Origin of the sequence: Collinsella aerofaciens, assembly GCF_015554145.1 — a bacterium.
Taxonomy (GTDB): domain Bacteria; phylum Actinomycetota; class Coriobacteriia; order Coriobacteriales; family Coriobacteriaceae; genus Collinsella; species Collinsella aerofaciens_AA.
In genome coordinates this window covers 90,411-109,730 of sequence record NZ_JADNHZ010000006.1, presented here as the reverse complement: position 1 = coordinate 109,730, position 19,320 = coordinate 90,411, and the positions used below count along the sequence as shown (strand labels likewise).

General features: G+C 58.1%; 12 protein-coding genes. 8 read left to right on the top strand and 4 right to left on the bottom strand.

The genetic code is table 11. The features are described from left to right. Nucleotides 1–249 precede the first annotated feature (249 nt). Genes coaE through uvrB form a run of 3 tightly spaced genes read left to right on the top strand, consistent with a single transcriptional unit; the run spans nt 250 to nt 3,757 of the window. On the top strand, nt 250–891 hold the full coding sequence (gene coaE, locus I2E13_RS03880; protein ID WP_195404231.1) for a dephospho-CoA kinase: 642 nt from the start codon (nt 250–252) through the stop codon (nt 889–891). After that, complete coding sequence (locus I2E13_RS03875; RefSeq protein WP_117635946.1) at nt 884–1,465, top strand: lytic transglycosylase domain-containing protein; 582 nt, start codon at nt 884–886, stop codon at nt 1,463–1,465. The genes coaE and I2E13_RS03875 overlap by 8 nt, the downstream gene beginning before the upstream one ends. A 51-nt stretch (nt 1,466–1,516) precedes the next feature. Then, nucleotides 1,517–3,757: an excinuclease ABC subunit UvrB gene (uvrB, locus tag I2E13_RS03870; protein WP_195246830.1), complete on the top strand. Its 2,241-nt coding sequence runs from the start codon at nt 1,517–1,519 to the stop codon at nt 3,755–3,757. A 65-nt stretch (nt 3,758–3,822) separates the two neighbouring features. Here the strand turns inward: uvrB and I2E13_RS03865 are convergent, their stop codons facing one another. The 4 genes from I2E13_RS03865 to I2E13_RS03850 all read right to left on the bottom strand — a co-directional run bounded on the left by I2E13_RS03865 (nt 3,823) and on the right by I2E13_RS03850 (nt 9,945). Continuing rightward, nucleotides 3,823–5,463 (bottom strand): NAD(P)/FAD-dependent oxidoreductase, encoded by a 1,641-nt coding sequence (locus I2E13_RS03865; protein WP_195404230.1) that lies wholly within the window; start codon nt 5,461–5,463, stop codon nt 3,823–3,825. Nucleotides 5,464–5,543: 80 nt separating this feature from the next. Then, nucleotides 5,544–6,815, bottom strand: coding sequence for an NAD(P)/FAD-dependent oxidoreductase (locus tag I2E13_RS03860; RefSeq protein WP_195404229.1), 1,272 nt, complete (start codon nt 6,813–6,815; stop codon nt 5,544–5,546). After that, the gene (locus I2E13_RS03855; protein WP_195404228.1) at nt 6,816–7,646 is read right to left on the bottom strand and encodes an Mrp/NBP35 family ATP-binding protein; all 831 of its coding nucleotides are present in this window, start codon (nt 7,644–7,646) and stop codon (nt 6,816–6,818) included. A 145-nt stretch (nt 7,647–7,791) separates the two neighbouring features. Continuing rightward, nucleotides 7,792–9,945, bottom strand: a complete 2,154-nt coding sequence (locus I2E13_RS03850) for an LTA synthase family protein (RefSeq protein WP_195404227.1) — start codon at nt 9,943–9,945, stop codon at nt 7,792–7,794. A 193-nt stretch (nt 9,946–10,138) separates the two neighbouring features. Between I2E13_RS03850 and uvrA the strand changes: the two genes are divergently transcribed. The 5 genes from uvrA to I2E13_RS03825 all read left to right on the top strand — a co-directional run bounded on the left by uvrA (nt 10,139) and on the right by I2E13_RS03825 (nt 19,263). Beyond that, nucleotides 10,139–13,018 carry an excinuclease ABC subunit UvrA gene (gene uvrA / locus I2E13_RS03845; protein ID WP_117635941.1) on the top strand — a complete coding sequence of 960 codons (2,880 nt, stop codon included), beginning with the start codon at nt 10,139–10,141 and terminating at the stop codon, nt 13,016–13,018. Nucleotides 13,019–13,150: 132 nt separating this feature from the next. Then, complete coding sequence (ybaK, locus tag I2E13_RS03840; protein WP_089573609.1) at nt 13,151–13,651, top strand: Cys-tRNA(Pro) deacylase; 501 nt, start codon at nt 13,151–13,153, stop codon at nt 13,649–13,651. 105 nt (nt 13,652–13,756) lie between these two features. Beyond that, the gene (gene murJ / locus I2E13_RS03835; protein ID WP_195404226.1) at nt 13,757–15,337 is read left to right on the top strand and encodes a murein biosynthesis integral membrane protein MurJ; all 1,581 of its coding nucleotides are present in this window, start codon (nt 13,757–13,759) and stop codon (nt 15,335–15,337) included. Between the two features lie 6 nt (nt 15,338–15,343). Continuing rightward, nucleotides 15,344–17,284, top strand: a complete 1,941-nt coding sequence (gene uvrC / locus I2E13_RS03830) for an excinuclease ABC subunit UvrC (RefSeq protein ID WP_324249369.1) — start codon at nt 15,344–15,346, stop codon at nt 17,282–17,284. A gap of 365 nt (nt 17,285–17,649) precedes the next feature. Further along, nucleotides 17,650–19,263, top strand: a complete 1,614-nt coding sequence (locus I2E13_RS03825) for an ABC transporter substrate-binding protein (protein WP_117759559.1) — start codon at nt 17,650–17,652, stop codon at nt 19,261–19,263. The last annotated feature ends 57 nt before the right edge of the window (nt 19,264–19,320 follow it).

The window sequence follows — 19,320 nt, the reverse complement described above, 5'->3', positions numbered from 1 at the left end:
CATCGCGCCGAGAGTACTGCGGGGCCAGCCCGTGGGAGGCCAGGGCGCCGCTGACCGGTGGACGGCACCGAGCCGTCATCGAGATTGAAGAAGGGGGAGGCCTCGCGGCCTGCCCCTTTTTTGCGTTTTATAGAGAGCTGTAATACAAGAACTCGCCTTCTTTTAGCTTGTCTTACTGTTTGGCTGTATTTTGAGTCCTTCTTTTGTATTTGCGCGATAATAACTCCCATTGGCGTTAGGGAGGACTTGATGTTTACCGTTTTTGTCTTGGGCAATATTGCTTCGGGTAAGTCGACTGCCTGCCGCTATCTCGAATCTCATGGCGCCACGCTCATCGATCTGGACGAACTTGCCAAATCGCTGTATGTGCCAGGTTCCGATATCGTCAATGCCCTCGCGGAAGAATTTGGCTGGGATATTTTGGACGAGGAGGGCGGCGTTCGCCGTAACATACTCGCTTCTCGAGCTTTTGTTTCTCCTGATGCGGTCGCGAGGCTCAATAGCATTGTGCACCCCGTTCTCATTGAGCAGCTGTCACTGAGGATTCTTGATCCGGTTTGCTGCACGGTTTCTTCCCCCCGTTATCCCTTTGCGGTGGTCGAGGTTTCTGCTCCGACTGGTTTTGAGGATGCATTTGGCTTGGCTGATGAAATTCTGGTCATCAGCGCCCCTTTGTCAGTTCGTCGCGAGCGTGCTATTCAGCGTGGCATGGAGCCATCTGATTTCGATGCCCGTTCTGCTTGCCAGCCCGATGAGTCTGCGCTGTTCAATCTCGCTACAACGGTGATTGATAATGCCGCAGGTGATAATTCGCTCTTTGAGCAGCTTGACTCATGGCTTGCATGCCATGGGTTTATAGACACTGCGAATAAGGAGGATGCCGATGCCTAAGACACGTTTCTTTGCGTGGTATCGCCTTATTCCGCTGGCTGCCGTTTTTGCCTTCGGCCTTATCTCATTCGTTTACTCGTGTGCTCCCGCGGCTTTCTTTAAGCCGCTGTATCCCATTGACCACGAGGCGTATGTAAAGCAATCGAGTATTTCGCATAATCTGGATCCATATCTGGTGTGCGCTGTCATTAAGTCGGAATCGAATTGGGATCCCGAGGCTGAGTCGAATCAGGGTGCTCAGGGATTGATGCAGCTGATGCCTGTGACTGCTCAGGATATGATCACCAAGGGCCTTGTCGACGGTGACGAGTATTCGGTCGACAACCTTAACGATCCGGCTACCAATATCGAGTTTGGCTGCGCATACCTCTCGTATCTTCTGACCTATTTCAATGGGTCGACGGATAGTGCCATTGCCGCCTATAACGCCGGCATGGGCAATGTCGACGGTTGGGCGCAGCAGAGCACGTCGCTTCATAATGCAATCACCTTTCCCGAGACGCAGGCGTATCTGATTCGTGTCAATAATGCCTGGGTTCGCTATAAGACCCTCTATCCCGATCGGTTCGTATAGGACTATGCCTGCCGCCTGCGTATACTGCAGATATATGAGTTAGGAGTATCCATGGCGGAATTTGAAGTAGAACGCGTCGGCGGTGAACTTAAGCGCTTTGGCGTTGAGGGCGCTGAGGTGCCGTTTGAAGTCGTTTCTCCCTATGAGCCTGCAGGTTCTCAGCCTAAGGCCATTGAGTCGCTTGTGCAGGGTGTGAGGGATGGAGATCGCTATCAGGTTTTGCTGGGCGTGACTGGTTCGGGCAAGACCTTCACGATGGCTAAGACTATTGAGGCCCTGGGGAAGCCGACGCTGGTCATGGCTCCCAATAAAACGCTCGCCGCTCAGCTTGCGAGCGAGCTCAAAGAGTTCTTTCCCAACAACGCTGTGGTCTACTTTGTCTCGTACTACGACTACTATCAGCCCGAGGCGTATGTGCCGCAAAGCGATACATATATCGAGAAAGACTCCTCGATTAACGAAGAGGTCGAGATGCTGCGCCATCAGGCGACCGCATCGCTGCTATCTCGACGCGATGTGATCGTTGTCGCATCGGTCTCGTGTATCTATGGCATTGGCTCTCCTGAGGACTATGCGGGTCTGGCTCCAAACGTCGACAAGAAGGTGCCGCTCGAGCGCGATGACTTTATCCATGCGCTTATCGACATTCAATATGATCGCAATGACTATGACCTGGCGCGCGGCACGTTCCGCGTGCGCGGTGATGTCGTCGACGTGTATCCGCCTTATGCCGAGCATCCGTTGCGGTTTGAGTTCTTTGGTGACGAGGTTGAACTGATAGCCGAGATCGATGAGGTCACCGGAGAGATGCTTCGTGAGTACGAGGCCATCCCCGTATGGCCGGCATCGCACTACGTGACCGAGAAGCCGAAGGTCAAGGCGGCTCTGAAATCGATCAGCGAAGAGTGCGAGAAGCGCGTGGCGGAGCTCAAGGCGACTGATAAGTTGCTCGAGGCGCAGCGTCTGCAGCAGCGCACCGATTATGATCTTGAGATGCTCGAGACGATGGGTTTTTGCAACGGCATCGAGAACTACTCGCGTCATCTGGACGGTCGCAAGCCGGGTGAGCCGCCGTTTACCCTGATCGATTACTTTCCCAAGGACATGCTCTGCATCATCGATGAGAGCCATGTGACGGTGCCGCAGATTCGCGGCATGCACGAAGGTGACCGCTCGCGTAAGGTGACGCTGGTGGAGCATGGTTTTCGCCTTCCTTCGGCACTCGATAACCGCCCGCTTCGTTTCGATGAGTTTGAGGCAAGGATACCCCAGTTTATCTATGTTTCGGCCACACCGGGCGACTACGAGCTGCGGGTGAGCCAAAACGACGTTGAGCAGATTATTCGTCCAACCGGTCTGCTCGACCCCAAGATCGATGTGCGTCCGGTTCGTGGGCAGATTGACGATCTTGAGGACGAGATTCGCGAGCGCGTTGCCCGCAAGGAGCGCGTGCTGGTGACCACGCTCACCAAGCGCATGGCCGAGGACCTGACCGACCATCTGCTTGATGCCGGCATTAAGGTCAATTACATGCACTCCGATACAGCGACGATGGACCGTGTCGAGATCCTGCGAACGCTGCGCGAGGGCAAGATCGATGTTCTCGTTGGCATCAACCTGCTTCGCGAGGGCTTGGATCTCCCCGAGGTCTCACTGGTGGCAATTCTCGATGCCGATAAGGAAGGCTTCTTGCGCAACCGCCGTTCGCTGATTCAGACGATTGGCCGCGCGGCCCGTAACGCCGATGGCGAAGTCATCATGTATGCAGACGTTGTGACCGATTCGATGAAAGAGGCCATCGAGGAGACGCAGCGCCGTCGCGAGATTCAGATGGCATATAACGAAGAGCATGGCATTGTGCCCAAGACGGTGCGCAAGGCCATCAACGACATCTCAAGTTTTATTGCCGAGGCCGAAAAAACCGTGGGTTCCAAGGGGCGCTCGAAGGGCGACTCTCTTGGCCATGGCGCATTCTATACGCCCGATGAGTCGGGCGAGGGCGGCGTGCCGGAAACGGTGGCGCCCGAGCAGACACTTGCGGAGCAGTTGGAAGAACTGCCGCATGACGAGCTTGTGCGGATCGTCGAAACCATGGAAGAGGATATGCGTAACGCTTCTGCCGCCATGGACTTTGAGGAGGCGGCGCGCCTGCGCGATGCCGTCGTTCAGATTCGAGCGATGCTCGAGGGTGCGTCTGAGGACGAGACGATCGAGCGCTTACGTTCGCAGGCCCGCAAGGGTTCCACGTTCGCATCGGGCAGAAAACGCCAGGGTGCACGGTTTAAGAAATAGCGAACAGGCCCCGAGTTCCCTGTGGAGCTTGGGGCCTGTGTCTTTTGCGCGCTGGAATTCGTGCGTTAGAGGTCTGCGATCAGGGCTTCGGCACAACGTATGCCGTCGGTGGCCGCGCTCATGATGCCGCCGGCATATCCAGCTCCCTCACCGCAAGGGTAGAGGCCCGGGGTCGACACGGCATGGCACGTTCGGTCTCGGGTGACAGTGACCGGTGAGCTCGAACGAGTCTCCACGCCGGTAAGAACGGCATCGGGGCGGTCGTAGCCTCGTAGCTTATTTCCGAGTAGGGGAAGTCCCAGGCGGAGCGACTCGACGATATGCTGCGGCAGGGCTTCGTCAATTGCCGTCCAGGTCACACCGAGCGGATAGGTGGGCTTTACCTTTCCGGGCGCCTTGCTGGCGCGTCCTGCGAGGAAATCTCCGACGAGCTGTGCCGGTGCGTTCCAGTTGGAACCGCCCAGGCGATAGGCGGCCGCCTCGCAGGCACGCTGGAGCTCGATGCCGGCGAGCGGGTCATCGTCGGGAAGGTCCTCTGGCGTGACGTTAACGAGCAGGGCGGCATTTGCGTTGTGTCCGTCGCGGGCATTGAGACTGGCGCCGTTGACGCACAGGTGGCCCTGCTCGGAAGAGGCAGCGACAACCTGCCCGCCGGGGCACATACAAAACGAGAACACGCTGCGGCCGTTGGGAAGATGGGCGACAAGCTTGTAGGGGGCTGCTCCGAGTGCCGGGTGCCCCGCCGAAGGCCCATATTGGGCACGGTCGATGTCGCGCTGTGGATGCTCGATGCGCACGCCCATGGCAAAGGTCTTTTGCGCGAGGGCAACGTTATGTTCCTTGAGAAGCTCGAATACGTCGCGGGCGGAATGGCCGCAGGCGAGAATGAGGTGCTTTGTGGCGATTGCCTCGCTTGTGGTTTCTTGGGGCGTTTGGACATCGATGCCGGTGATGGCGCCAGGTCCATCGGTTCGAATATTGACGAGCTTTGTTCGATAGCGGACGGTTCCGCCGAGTTGCTCGATACGCTGGGAAATGTTGGTGACGACGGTGGGGAGGATGTCGGAGCCAATGTGCGGCTTGGCATCCCACAGAATATCGCGGGGCGCACCCGCCTCGACGAAGGTTTCGAGGATAAGGCGATGGGCGGGATTTTTGGTTCCCGTATTGAGCTTGCCGTCCGAGAAGGTCCCCGCGCCGCCTAGGCCAAACTGGATATTGCTCTCGGGGTCGAGGATGCGCTCCTTTAGAAAGAGGTCGATCGCCCGCGAGCGGCGAAATGCCGGGTCGCCGCGCTCGATGAGCAAGGGCTTAAGACCTGCTTCGGCGAGCGTAAGCGCAGCGAAAAGGCCGGCACATCCGGCGCCGACAACGACAGGGCGTTCTTGAGGTGCGTCGGAGGCGGGGGAGGGGAATGAAGGCTCATCGTCTTCTATCGCGCGTACGCGCGAGCGGTCACGCTCGGCAACGCTGTCGATCGCTTCTCGCTCGAGGTGGGGACTAGTCAGCTCAACACGAAAGCTCAGGATAAAATGGACGTCTCGTTTTTTGCGAGCGTCGATTGACTTGCGGTGGAGCTCGATGGACTTGATCTCGGAGTCCTTGCAACGTAGGACGCACTTGGCGACTCGCTTGCCAACAATGAGACAGGCATTTTCATCGCCGGCTTCATCGAGCGACGCGTTGACTTGGGTGATTTCAATCATCGAGGTCTCCTTAGAGGCAAGAAAGAGGCCGTCCGGTATCCCAGACGGCCCGAATGCGTTTTTGATTATAGACTGCGCGGCTACAGGCTGCTTGCAGCGCGAATGCCCGAGATCCAGGCCCACGCAAGGTTAAAGCCTCCGCAATCGGCGTCGATGTCGAGCGCTTCACCGCAGACGTAAAGCGGGGCGTCGACAACGCTGCGCGCGCGTAGGCTGGGTGTTGAGATGCTCTCGACAGATATGCCACCACGCATGACCTGTGCTGAGCGCTCCTCGGCTGTTCCCTCGACGAGCAACTTAAAGTGTTTGAGGATCGAGACCAGGTGGATGACATCGTTGGAGCCTGGATGGCACTGCTCGAACGCTGTGCAGACGACGCGGGAGAGTTGCGGGGCGAGCATGCCGTCGAGCCAACGGGGATCACGGGGCGAAAAGCCGCCGAGCAGCTCAACACGCCGGTTGAGCATATCGAGCAACTCGTCTTTGGAGAGGTCGGGGAAAACGTCGAGCAGGATCGTATCGCCGTGCTGGATACGACGAGAGAGGTTGAAGACAGCGACGCCCGAGATACCGAAGGTTCGAAACAGCACTTCACCGTCTTCGTGCCAGAGCTCATTATGATTGCGGGCGAGCGTCAAGCGGGCGCGGACGCGCAGGCCATCCAACGTCTTGAGCGCTGCCCGATCGCCAACGACCGTTGCCGATACGGGGCAGAGGACGGGGCGTAGCGAAGTGAGGGGGAAGCGAAACATATCGGCGATACCGGTGGGGTTGCCGCCCGTGGCGATAATTACGGCATGTGCCTGCAGGGCCTCGTTCTTGCGAGGGACATCGGCGAGCGCCTTCCGAAGCGAGCGGAGCTCTGATTTTCGGTCGTCGTGCTTTTTTGCCTTGAGCGCCCGCGCTGGACGGTCTATTTGGAGTGCCCAGCCTTCGGAAGCTTTGCGCGCCGAGGCAACGTTGGCTCCGCAGATTAAGGTGATACCTAGGCGGTCGCAAACGTTGAGAAGCGCGTCGCGCACCGATTCGGCGCGAAGGGAGCGCGGGTACAGCCGGCCTTCCTCGGAGGTTGTCATGATACCCAGCGAGGAGAAGAAACCCATAAGCTCTTGTTCGGGCTGGGGGCCCATGACGGATTCGACGAATGCGGGGTGGTTATACCGCTGAGGATCAATCGATTCGTTGGAGAGATTGCAGCGGCCGTTACCGGTCGCAAGGAGCTTGAGGCCGCAGGCGACATCGCACTCAACGATGCAGACGCTTTTGCCGGCGCGTGCGGCCGTAATGGCGGCGGCGAGGCCTGAAGCCCCGCCGCCGATTACCAAGACGTCATAGAGGGCGCTCGTGTTCACTTAGGCCTCGTCGGTCTCGTGCGGGGTAATAGCCTCGACGGCAGAGACTGCCTTGGGCAACATGCCATCGGGCAGCGTGGTCTCGACCTCGCCCTTATCGCAGGCCTCGGCGAGTGCCGGATTAATGGGGAGCTGGCCCAAGATGTCGAGGTTATAGCGCTCTGCGACCTCGGGGAGCTTGCTCTTGCCAAAGACCTCGATCTTCTTGCCGCAGTCGGGGCACTCAATATAGCTCATGTTCTCGACAATGCCCAGAATGGGGACGTTCATCTTCTCGGCCATGTTGACCGCCTTGGCGACGATCATCGAGACCAGATCCTGCGGGCTCGTGACGATGACGATTCCGTCGACCGGCAGCGACTGGAAGACGGTGAGCGCGACGTCGCCTGTTCCCGGAGGCATGTCGACCAGTAGGTAGTCGATGGGGCCCCACGAGGTCTCGCTCCAGAACTGCCTAATGGCGCCTGCGATGACCGGACCGCGCCAAAGGACGGGGTCGGTCTCGTTTTGGAGCAGCAGGTTGGAGCTCATGACCTTGACGCCGTGCTCGGAGATTTCGGGCAGCATAAGGTTGCCAAGCGCATGGACGTGGCGTCCACTCATACCGAACATCTTGGGGATAGAGGGACCGGTGATGTCGGCATCGAGGACGCCGACTTTGTGGCCGTGACGGGCAAGCTCGGTGGCGATGGCACCGGTGACAAATGACTTGCCGACACCGCCCTTGCCGGAAAGCACGGCGATGACGCGCTTGACCTCGGACAGCGTGTTCTCCTCAAATTGCGACGGCGACGTTTGTCCGCCGGCGGCCTGTGCGTGTTCGCAACCCATGTATGACTCCTTTGTATATGCTGGGGCCGGGGCCCCGCGATGTGACACGAGCGTCATTGTACCCTCGTTTGCGAGCGGGAGTCATTTGCGATGCGTTTGGGCCGAGTGTGCTTGCAATACGATGGGCCCAAACGAATGGGCGGGCTTACTGAACTTTGCTGGCGAACTCGAGGTATTGCATGCGCTGCAGCTTGTCGATTGTCGAGGCGTAGGGGCTGTCTTTAGATTCCAAGTCGTAGCGCAGCCCGTCGGCACCGAGATAGCCGGCGACATTGATGGTGGGCACATCTGACCTTGTTGCAAGCAGGGCCTTTTGGTAATTGGTGAGCGGAGCGCCGATCTTATTAAGGGTAATGGCTGCAATCTCGTTTGCCCCGACGGTGTCGTAGACGTTGAGCTCGGTATTGCCGGCGATCTCATAGTTAGCCCAGACGAGATATGTCGACTGATAGATACGGAAAGCGTGGCTTGCCGTATCTTCCTGAGGGTACAGCTCGTCGTTGAGAGTCGTTGCGGCGCTCGGCTGATGGTCGCCAAAAAAGACAAGAACAACCGGTCTGCCGATATTGCGGAGCTCGTTGATAAAGTACTCGAGGTCCCGGTCGGATGCGTTGATGCAGGTGAGATAGGTGTTGAGCGCGTTGTTGGCGCCTTCGCTGGCTCCCTCGACCCAATAGTTTGTCAGCTCTTCGGCGGGAACGGTGCCATAGTCGTAGCCGCCGTGATTTTGCATCGTGACGTCAAAGATGAACTGCGGCGCTTCGTCGGTTCTAAGCAGGTCGAGTATCTTGTCGTAGGTGGCGTAGTCGCATACGCCGGCATGGTAATAGGGCGCACCTTCGAAATCGCCGATTGAAAGAAAGTCTCCAAAGCCCAGCTGCTGATAGATTTTATCTCGATGGTAGTTGACGGGGTTTTGCGGGTGCATAGCGGTAGTGGTATACCCAAGCTCTTTAAGGTCCTTTGCCAGGCTGTTTACGCCATTCATCTGATACAGCTGATAGGGGATCTTGCCTAATCCGACAAAGGCCGTTGTCGCTCCGGTCAAAAATTCGAATTCGGAGTTCGCCGTTCCGCCACCGGCGACCGAAGCGAGCATGGTGCCGCGAACAAGTGTGTCGGGAAGCGAGTTGTAGAATGCGGGGCCGGAGTACCCGGCCGCCTGGAGCTGCTCAAAGCACGAAAGGTCGCTAAAACTCTCGTTCATGACGGCAACAATCGTCGGCTTGATTTCATTGAACTGGGCAACGGCCGCCGCGCGCTGTTCGCTCGAGCCATATGTGCTGTCGTAGACGGCGGCGAGCTCCTGCTCGATGCTCTGCGCCTCATCGGGCGTATAGTCTTCGGGCTTCTCAATGGGCAACTCGTTGACCATTTCGGTGAACGAAGTGATAAAACCCTGAGACGCATACGTGGTGATGGGCTGCCAACGGTCAAATCCAAAATCCAGCGCCTGCTCCAAGTCGATGTTGGAAAAGCCTGAGAGCCCCACAACGGTCACTAGCAGAAAAGCACAGAGGTTAGCGGCGATAGCGGGGAAGACATGGGTGGGCGTACGGAGCTTTCGCGGTCGGATGAGCGAAAGAAGCCCCAGGGAAATCTCCAGCAGGGCGAGAGAGGTTACGATTCCGGCGGTAAAGGTAAACTCGTATCCCTCGCTCACTTCCATTGCGGTGCCAAGGGCCAAGATATCGCTTGGCAGGATGGCTTCGCCTTTAAACGTTATGACGAAGTGCTCGGCAATGCCAAGGACGCAACAGACGACGGGCACGAGGACCATGACGCCTCCATGACGCTGTCCCAGCAAATAAAGGGAGAGCAGAACCGTCGCGAGCAACCCGACGGAAAACCCGAATGAGTTGGCGGGAATGCGATAGAACGTTTCGTTGCAGGCAATTTCGATTGAAACGAACGAGAGCGCTGAAACAGCGGCGATGACAAGGATGTCGCGGCAAATACAGGCAACCGTTCCCGTCGCAAGGTCGGTTTGGTCGATAAGTCCCGAAACCAAGGGCTCGACAAGAAGCATGACGGCGGCAGCACCGAGCGCCGAATAAGAAAGGACCCATAGGGAGCTGCCCTCATTTACGAGCGATTGATTCGTAATCCATGCAGCTACCACGCCGAGCGGGATGAGGAGCGTCGCGCACCAAAAGACGCGGGCAATGGGTGGCTTTTCGTTGCGTTTGATTGAAAAATACACGCGCACGACGACGGCGGCCACGATAAGGACGGCGATGAATATGGGCAGATTGGCCATGTCGCTCGAAGTGATTTCAAGGGGGATATCTTCGGTCATGGACGTTCCTCTGGTACAGCAAATTAAGTTCAGTATTAGATTACTGTAACCTTTCCACGGCATTTCGAGAAACAAAGCGCCCGATACGCAAAGCTAAAGGTCTGCGAATCTTGTATTACGAACATCTGTGCGCGTCGAGTGCGCTAAACTCATCGGCAGTATGATTCGATGCAATAGGAGGCAAGGAGCTTCCATGTCTGATTCCTCTATCGTTATTCGCGGCGCTCGTGAGCACAACCTCCGTGATATCGATGTTTCCATTCCGCGTGACCAACTCGTGGTCATTACCGGTCTTTCTGGCTCGGGCAAGAGTTCGCTGGCATTCGACACTATCTATGCCGAGGGCCAGCGTCGATACGTCGAGAGCCTTTCGAGTTATGCGCGCCAGTTCTTGGGCCAGATGGACAAACCCGACTTGGATTCAATCGACGGCCTTTCGCCGGCGGTGTCGATCGACCAAAAGACGACATCTAAAAACCCTCGCTCGACGGTTGGCACCGTAACCGAGATTTATGACTATCTGCGTCTGCTGTTCGCCCGTGTGGGCACCCCGCACTGTCCCGAATGCGGCCGCGTCATTGAGCGCCAGACGACCGACCAGGTCGCCGATAAGGTCCTGGCGGCGGGGGAGGGCCGCCGCGCGTTTGTGCTGGCACCGGTGGTGCGCGGGCGAAAAGGCGAGTACACCAAGCTGTTTGAGGACCTTCGCGCCGAGGGCTTTAGCCGCGTGCGTGTCGACGGCGAGGTTCGCTCGCTTGATGACCCTATCGATTTGGATAAGAAATTCAAGCACGATATCGAGGTCGTGGTCGACCGCATCGTGATTCGCGAGAACTCGCTGGGCCGTATTGCCGAGTCCGTTGAACAGGCGACTGCGCTGGCGCACGGCAATGTGAACGTATACTTGCTGCCCGACCGCGACGCTCCCGAGGGGACCGAAGGCGAGTTGCTGGAGTATTCGCTGGCGTTAGCGTGCCCGGAGCATGGACACTCCATCGATGACCTGCAGCCGCGTGATTTCTCGTTCAACGCGCCCTATGGCGCGTGCCCCGAGTGCGATGGCCTGGGCTTTAAGAAGACGGTCGATGCCGAGGCCCTAATCGAAGACCCCTCGAAGTCGATCGCCGACGGGGTCTTTGGCAGCCTGTTTGGCAACTCTAACTACTATCCGCAGATTTTCGCTGCGGTCTGCAAACACTTTAAGGTGAGCGTCGATACGCCGTGGGAGGATCTGCCTCCGCGGGTGTGTCGTGCGTTTTTAGACGGCATGGGCGACCAGAAGATTTCGGTCGACTATCAAAAGCTCGATGGGCGCCGCAGCCAGTGGGACACCAAGTTCTCGGGTGTGCGCAATATCCTGTACGAGCGCTATACCGAGACGACGAATGAGAACACCAAGGCGCGCTTGGAGAAGTACATCCGCGAGGAGCCGTGCTCGAGCTGCCACGGCGCTCGTTTGCGCCCCGAGATGCTCGCCGTCACCGTGGGCGGCAAGTCCATTTACGAGGTTTGTTGTCTGTCGTGCCGTGAGTCGCTCGAGTTTTTTGAGGGCCTGGAACTCACCGAGCGCCAACAGTTTATCGGCGGACGCATCGTCAAGGAAATCCTGGAGCGCCTGCGTTTTCTGGTCGATGTCGGACTCGACTATCTGACCCTCGATCGTGCCTCGGCGACGCTTTCCGGAGGCGAGGCCCAGCGCATTCGCCTGGCAACGCAGATCGGCGCCGGCCTCATGGGTGTCCTGTACATTTTGGACGAGCCATCGATTGGCCTCCATCAGCGCGATAACGAGCGCCTGATCAAGACGCTTGAGCGCCTACGCGATATCGGCAATACCGTCATCGTCGTCGAGCATGATGAGGATACGATTCGTGCTGCCGACTATGTGATCGACATGGGCCCCGGCGCGGGCGTGAACGGCGGACACGTAGTCGCGGCGGGAACGCCTGCCGATATCATGGCGTGTCCCGAGTCGATGACGGGCGCTTATCTGACCGGCAAACGAATGATCCGGGTTCCCGATGAGCGCCGCAAGCCCGGTCGCGGCTGCCTTAAGATCACGGGCGCCCGCGCCAACAACCTCAAAAACGTTACCGCCAAGATCGAGTTTGGTACGCTTACGGTCGTTACCGGCGTGTCGGGATCGGGTAAGAGCTCCCTGGTTACCGACACTATCGCACCTGCCCTTACGAATGCCATTCACCGTTCGACGCGCCCTGTGGGTCCGTATAAGAAAATCGAGGGCATCGAGTGTATCGATAAGGTTATCGATATCGACCAGTCGCCGATTGGCCGCACGCCGCGTTCCAACCCTGCTACGTACATTGGCCTGTGGGATGATCTTCGCGCGCTGTTTGCGAGTACGCCGGAGTCGAAGGCGCGCGGCTACTCGCCGGGACGTTTCTCCTTTAACGTGAGCGGCGGTCGCTGCGAAGCATGCAAGGGCGACGGACAAATTAAGATCGAGATGCACTTCCTTCCCGATATCTATGTCCCCTGTGAGGTCTGCGGCGGCAAACGCTATAACCGCGAGACGCTTGAGGTCACCTACCGTGGTAAGACCATCTCGGACGTGCTCGACATGAGCGTCACCGAGGCACTGGCCTTCTTTGGGAATATCCCGCAGATTAAGCGCAAGCTCCAGACGCTGTACGATGTAGGCTTGGGCTACGTGAGCCTGGGCCAGCCCGCTACGACGCTCTCGGGCGGCGAGGCGCAGCGTGTGAAGCTCGCCAAGGAGCTTCATCGACGCCAGACGGGCAAGACGTTCTATATTTTGGATGAGCCGACGACCGGCCTTCATTTTGAGGACGTCCGCCAGCTGCTCGATGTGCTGCAGCGCTTGGTCGATGCGGGCAACACGGTGCTGGTGATTGAACACAACCTTGATGTCATCAAGGTTGCCGACCGCCTGATCGATATGGGCCCCGAGGGCGGCAACGGCGGCGGAACCGTCGTGGTTTCGGGCACACCGGAGCAGGTTGCGGACTGTCCGCAGAGTTATACGGGCAAGTTTTTGGCGCCGTTGCTCAGGCGTGACCGGGAGCGTCAGGCTCAACTTGATGCTCAATAAATAGGCGATTCAGTTTATGGGCGCCATCGACTCCTTGTGATTCGATGGCGCTTGCTGTGTCGAAGTGACGTATGCAGCCGAATTGGACATATACTTAATCCTTGCGTCCGAATGCGAGGGAAAGGATATGCCATGGCAAAGGCTGTAAAGACGCCAAAAACCAATGCGATGCGCGAGCTGGAAAGCGCCGGCATTTCCTATGTTCTACATACGTACGAAGACGATGGTGATGAGTCGGCGGGCCTGGGGGTCGCGATTTCGGAGCAGCTTGGCGAGGAGCCCGGACAAGGATTTAAGACCTTGGTCTGCGTGACGCCGTCCAACGACCACGTCGTGTGCTGCATCCCTGTTGCCGACGAGCTCGATCTAAAGTCCGCCGCGCGTGCCGCGGGGGAGAAGTCCTTGGCCATGATGCATGTGAAGGATTTGCTTGCGGCGACTGGCTACGTTCGCGGCGGCTGCAGTCCGGTCGGTATGAAAAAACGCTACCGGACGCTCATTGATGAGACATGTGTCCTTTGGGATACCATTTTTATTTCGGGAGGCAAGCGTGGTTATCAGCTTGAGCTTGCACCTGATGATTTAATTGCATTTTGCGGGGCGACGGTCGCCCCGATTACGAGAGAGGACTGAGCGATGCCGCAGGAAGAATTGAAGTGCGGAGCTCATTTTGCAAAAGAATCTGCGCCTCAGACACCCTCATCCGAAGCTTCTTCGTCGCGAGACGACACTGACGACATGGGCTCGTCGGACTACTCCACGGTTGGTCGTTCCGCCGGGCTTATGACCATCCTGACCATCGTGTCTCGCGTCACCGGTTTTATCCGCACGTGGGCAATGGCGGCCGCTATCGGCATGTCGCTGCTCTCGTCTTCCTATCAGGTCGCCAACAACCTGCCCAATATGCTCTACGAACTCGTGATGGGCGGCATGCTCGTGACGGCGTTTTTGCCCGTGTACATGGGCGTGAGGCGTGAGCAGGGTCGCGAGGCCTCTAACGAGTACGTGGGCAACCTGCTCGGTATTCTGCTATTGGTGCTGGGTGGCATTTCGTTGCTGGGGACCGTGTTCGCCCCGGGCTTTATCTGGACGCAATCGTTCCTTTCGGGTGACGGCGGCAGCATGGATACCGCTGCGTTCATGTTCCGTTTCTTTGCCATCCAGATTCTGTTTTATGGTTTGGGCTCGGTGTTTTCGGGCGTCCTCAACGCACATCGCGACTACTTCTGGTCGACGTTTGCCCCGGTCCTCAACAATATGATCGTCATTGCGAGCTTTATGGGCTTTGCGCCCGTGTCCGCACAGTTTGGCGAACGTGCCGGCATCATCTTGATTGCGGCCGGTACGACCCTCGGTGTCTTTGTTCAGATGGCATGTCAGATCCCCGCGCTTGGCAAGCACGGCGTGCATCCCCATATCCATATCGACTTTAAGGACCCCGCACTGCGCCAGACGATTGCGCTCGGTATCCCGACGCTGCTCGCCACGGTGTGCATGTTTGTCTCGACTTCTATCACCAACGCTGCTGCGCTGGTGGTCCAGCCCGAGACTGGTCCTTCCGTCATCGCCTATGCGCGCCTGTGGTACACGCTGCCCTACGCGCTGATTGCCGCCTCGCTTTCGACGGCGCTCTATACCGAGCTCTCTCACGACGCACAGGAGAAGGATTACGACAGCGTCCGCACGGGCATTTCGCGTGGCGTCGCCCAGATGCTGTTCTTCCTGATTCCATTCGCGCTGTACCTGATTGTCTTCGCGCGTCCGCTCAACATGATCTACTGCGCTGGCAAGTTCGATGAGTCCGGTGTGGCGCTGGTGTCGGAGTTCCTTATCTACCTGGCACTTTCCCTGCCGCTCTACGGTGTGGTCGTGCTGATGCAGAAGAGCTTCTCTGCCTTGCTCGACATGAAGCCCTATAGCCGCTATTGTCTGTATTCCGCCATCGGCCAGGCCGGCTCGGTTCTGCTGTTTGGCGTTGTGCTGGGCTTCGGTATGCCGGCAATCGCGCTTTCGTATGTCGTCGACTACGTGATCTTGGTCGGTTGCTCGCTGTGGTGGCTGCGTCGTCGTCTGCGTGGTCTTCAGGTTAAATCTATCCTGCATGGCGGTTTCTTTGGCCTTTTGCTCGGTGGCCTGGGTGCTGCCGCAGGCGCCGGCGTCATGTGGGCGCTTGAGCACTTTGTCGTGGCACTTGGCGGCTCGATTCTGATTACTCTTGGCTACGTTTGCGTTGCGGGTGTCGTCTCGCTTGCTGTTACCTTTGGCCTTGCCGTCGTCCTTAAGATGCCCGAGGTCTCGGCGCTGATTCGTCGCAAGTAGGTGCGCGTGGCCGGTCACGACAACATTCCAACGCTTGCCGAGCAGGTTTCGCGCGTTCCCACGCAGCCCGGCTGCTACCTTTGGAAAGACGCCAAGGGCGATGTCATCTACGTGGGCAAGGCGAAAAACCTGCGCGCCCGTATGCGTCAGTACGTGACGCTGCAGGACGAGCGCCAGAAGATCCCGCTGATGATGCAGCTGGTGGCGAGCTTTGACTATATCGTGGTGGAGACCGAGCACGAGGCGTTGGTGCTCGAGCGCAATTTGATTGGTCAGTACCATCCGTACTTTAACGTCGACCTCAAGGATGACAAGAGCTACCCCTTTATCGCCATTACAAAGGGCGACCTGTATCCCGCTATCAAATACACGCGTGAGCGTCATAAGCCGGGAACGCGCTATTTTGGACCTTATACCGATAGCCGCGCGGCACGTGAGACGATAGATACGCTGCGCAAGGTTATCCCCATCTGCTCCGCATCCTGTGCGGAGTGGCGTCGTTGTCGCCGTATCGTCGAGTCCCACAAGGGCGAGGAAGACATCGTCAATATGATTTGCGCGCAAAACGGGCGCCCCTGCTTTGACTACCATGTCGGGCGTGGCCCGGGTGCGTGTGTCGGCGCGATTTCCCCGGCAGACTATGCCAAGAACGTCAAGCGTGTCGAGCGCTTTTTGTCGGGCCATCGCAAGGATGTCGTCGATGAGCTGACCTCCGAGATGACGGATGCCGCTGAGGCGCTCGACTTTGAGCGCGCGGCACGCGTCAAACGTCGTTTGGAGGTCATCAGGGGTCTGGACGATCGTCAGCAAGTCGTTTTTCCCTCCAGTGTCGATATAGATGTCATCGGTTTCTATCGCGAGGAGACCATCTCCGCCGCTTGCGTCTTCGTCGTTCGCGAGGGCCGAACAGTTCGCACCTGCGAGTTCATTCTCGACAAGGGTCTTGATGTTGACGAGGAAGAGCTCCAGTCGGGCTTTCTTAAGCGCTATTACGACGAGACGGCTGATATTCCAGCTGAGGTCAACCTTTCCGTCGAGCTTGAGGATGCGGAAGCGCTGGGGGAGTGGCTTGCGGGCAAGCGTGAGCGTTCCTGCCATCTCCATAGGCCGCAGCGTGGCGAAAAGCACCGTCTGCTCGATATGGCATCCAAAAATGCGCGCCATGCCCTCATGCGCTACATGATGCGAACGGGGTACGCTGACGACCGCACCAATCAAGCGCTCCTGGAGCTCGAAAGTGCGTTGGCGCTGCCATCGCCGCCGTTGCGTATCGAGTGCTTCGATATCTCTACACTGCATGGCACCTTTACGGTCGCCTCGATGGTGGTGTTTACCAACGGGCGCGCCGACAAGAGTCAGTATCGTCGTTTTAAAATTCAGGCCGAATTGGACGAGGCAAACGACTTCGTGTCGATGTCCGAGGTTTTGGGACGACGTTATGCTCCCGAGCGCATGGCCGACGAGCGCTTTGGCTCGCGCCCCGATTTGCTCGTTGTCGATGGCGGTAAGCCGCAATTGACCGCTGCGATCAAGCAACTTGAGGCTCTTGGGCTCGATATACCAGTTTGTGGCTTGGCAAAGGCCGATGAGGAGGTTTTCGTGCCTTGGGACGAGACTCCAGTCGTGCTGCCGACCGGGTCCGCGTCGCTCTATCTAATTAAACAGGTGCGCGATGAATCGCACCGTTTTGCCATCACGTTCCATCGCGAATTGCGCGATAAAGCCATGACGGTTTCGGTACTCGATGACGTTCCAGGCGTGGGACCCACCAGAAAACGTGCCCTTATGCGCCATTTTGGCTCGATGAAGCGTTTGCGCGCGGCGAGCGAGCAAGAGATCGCGGAAGTTCGAGGCATTCCTGCCGATGTCGCCAAAGCGGTTCACGAGGCGCTCGTTGCATGGAATGCCGAGCGCGCCGAGGCGGCGGCAAAGCAATCCGAAAACTAAACACGCCTCTAAACAACTGATATACATGATTGCGTGATTTTCAATCATTTATTTCACGGCGATTACCAGCCGATTTCGGGTTTAATTAACGCTAAAACGTTTGACTAGCCATGGTGAACAACCCTGCTATCCTGCGGGTTGACGAAGACTGATATCTCACCTCGTCGATACATACTGTCTGGCGAATCGTTTGTCAATGAATTCGGTGAACGGTAGCAAATACCGTTCAAGCGTATGTATGTATCGGTCGCCGAGCGCGGCACCTCAGTTGGGTTCGTCGGTAGGTAAGGTATATATCGTCCGCAAGTTGCGCGGGGGCACGTCTAGGCGCTCCCGGGTAAGATTCTCTATTGATAGGAGAAGACATGGCCATCATCAACAAGGGTATGTCCAGGCGTTCGTTCCTCGGCCTCACCGGCAGCGTCGCTGCTGTCGCAGGGCTTGGTCTCACCGGCTGCGGTGGCAGCTCTAGCGACGAGGGTTCCGCTTCCGGTTCCACCGATTCCGCCAACCGTGGCGGCGGCGTGATCACCGCTGGTTCCGCTTACGCTCCGTCCAGCTTCGATCCCGCCAGCACCGGCTCCGCTGTGGGCCTGGGTGCTAACTGGCACGTCGTCGAGGGCCTCTACGGCATCGATTACCACGACTACAGCACCTTCAAAGAGCTCGCCACCGACGATCCCAAGTCTGTGGACGACACCACTTTCGAGGTCACCATCCGCAAGGGCGCCAAGTTCTCCGATGGCACCGAGGTCACCGCTGACGATGTCGTTGCCTCCTACACCGCTTGCGCCGCTTCCGCTACCTATGCTCCGTTCTTCCAGCCCTTCGAGTCCATCGAGGCCAAGGACGCCAGCACCGTGACGGTCAAGACCAAGGTCCCCAACTTCTCCCTGCTCAAGGATCGTCTGGCCATCGTCCGCGTTACCCCGGCCACCCAGACCGAGGAGGATCGCGCCAAGCAGCCGATCGGCTCCGGCCCCTGGATGTACGACTCTATCTCCGATACCGAGATCACCCTGGTTCCCAACCCCGAGTACAACGGTGAGTATGCTGCCGAGGATAAGAAGATCCAGTACAGCATCCTGACCGACCCCACCGCTCGCGTTACCGCTCAGCAGGAGGGCTCTACGCTCGTTATGGAGCTCGTTACCGCTGACGCCGTCGACCAGCTCGAGAGCGCCGGCTGCAAGATCGATAACGTTCAGGGTTTCGGCACCCGCTTCATCATGTTCAACGTCGCCAAGGAGCCTTGGAACAACGTCAAGGTCCGTCAGGCTGTCATGTATGCGCTCGACACCGAGAAGATGGTCAGCAACACCTTCGCCGGCCTTGCCACCGCTGCCAGCTGCTACCTGCCCAAGAGCTTCACCAACTATCATGAGGCTTCCACGGTGTACAAGACCGACGCCAAGAAGGCCAAGAAGCTCATCGAGGAGTCCGGCATCACCCCGGGTGCCATCACCCTGCGCACCACCGACAACGAGCAGATTAAGGGCATGGCCGCCCAGGTCAAGAATGACCTCGACGCTCTCGGCTTCGATGTGACCATCCAGACCGATACCTCGCCGGCCACCTACGCTGCCATCGACGGCGGCGAGGCCTACGATATCCTCCTTGCCCCTGGCGATCCTTCCTGCTTCGGCGCCGACCCCGACCTGCTGCTCAACTGGTGGTACGGCGACAACGTCTGGATGCAGACCCGTTGCCCGTGGAAGGAGTCCGCTGAGTGGCAGAAGCTCCACAGTCTCATGGACGAGGCTCTTGCTGCCGAGGGCGACGAGCAGCAGAAGAAGTGGAACGAGTGCTTCGACATCATTGCCGACAACGCCGTTCTGTACCCCGTTGTCCACGTCAAGACCGTCTCCGCTTCCTGGGACGATCCGTCCACTGCGCCCAACGGCGAGGCCCTCGATGGCTTCAAGGGCATCGGCACGACGAGCATGTCCTTCAGGGGCGTTGCGACCGTCAAGGCGTAAGACTCGCTTGAGTCTGTATGCAGGATGTCGGTCGTTGGGACCGTATCCTCATAGTTG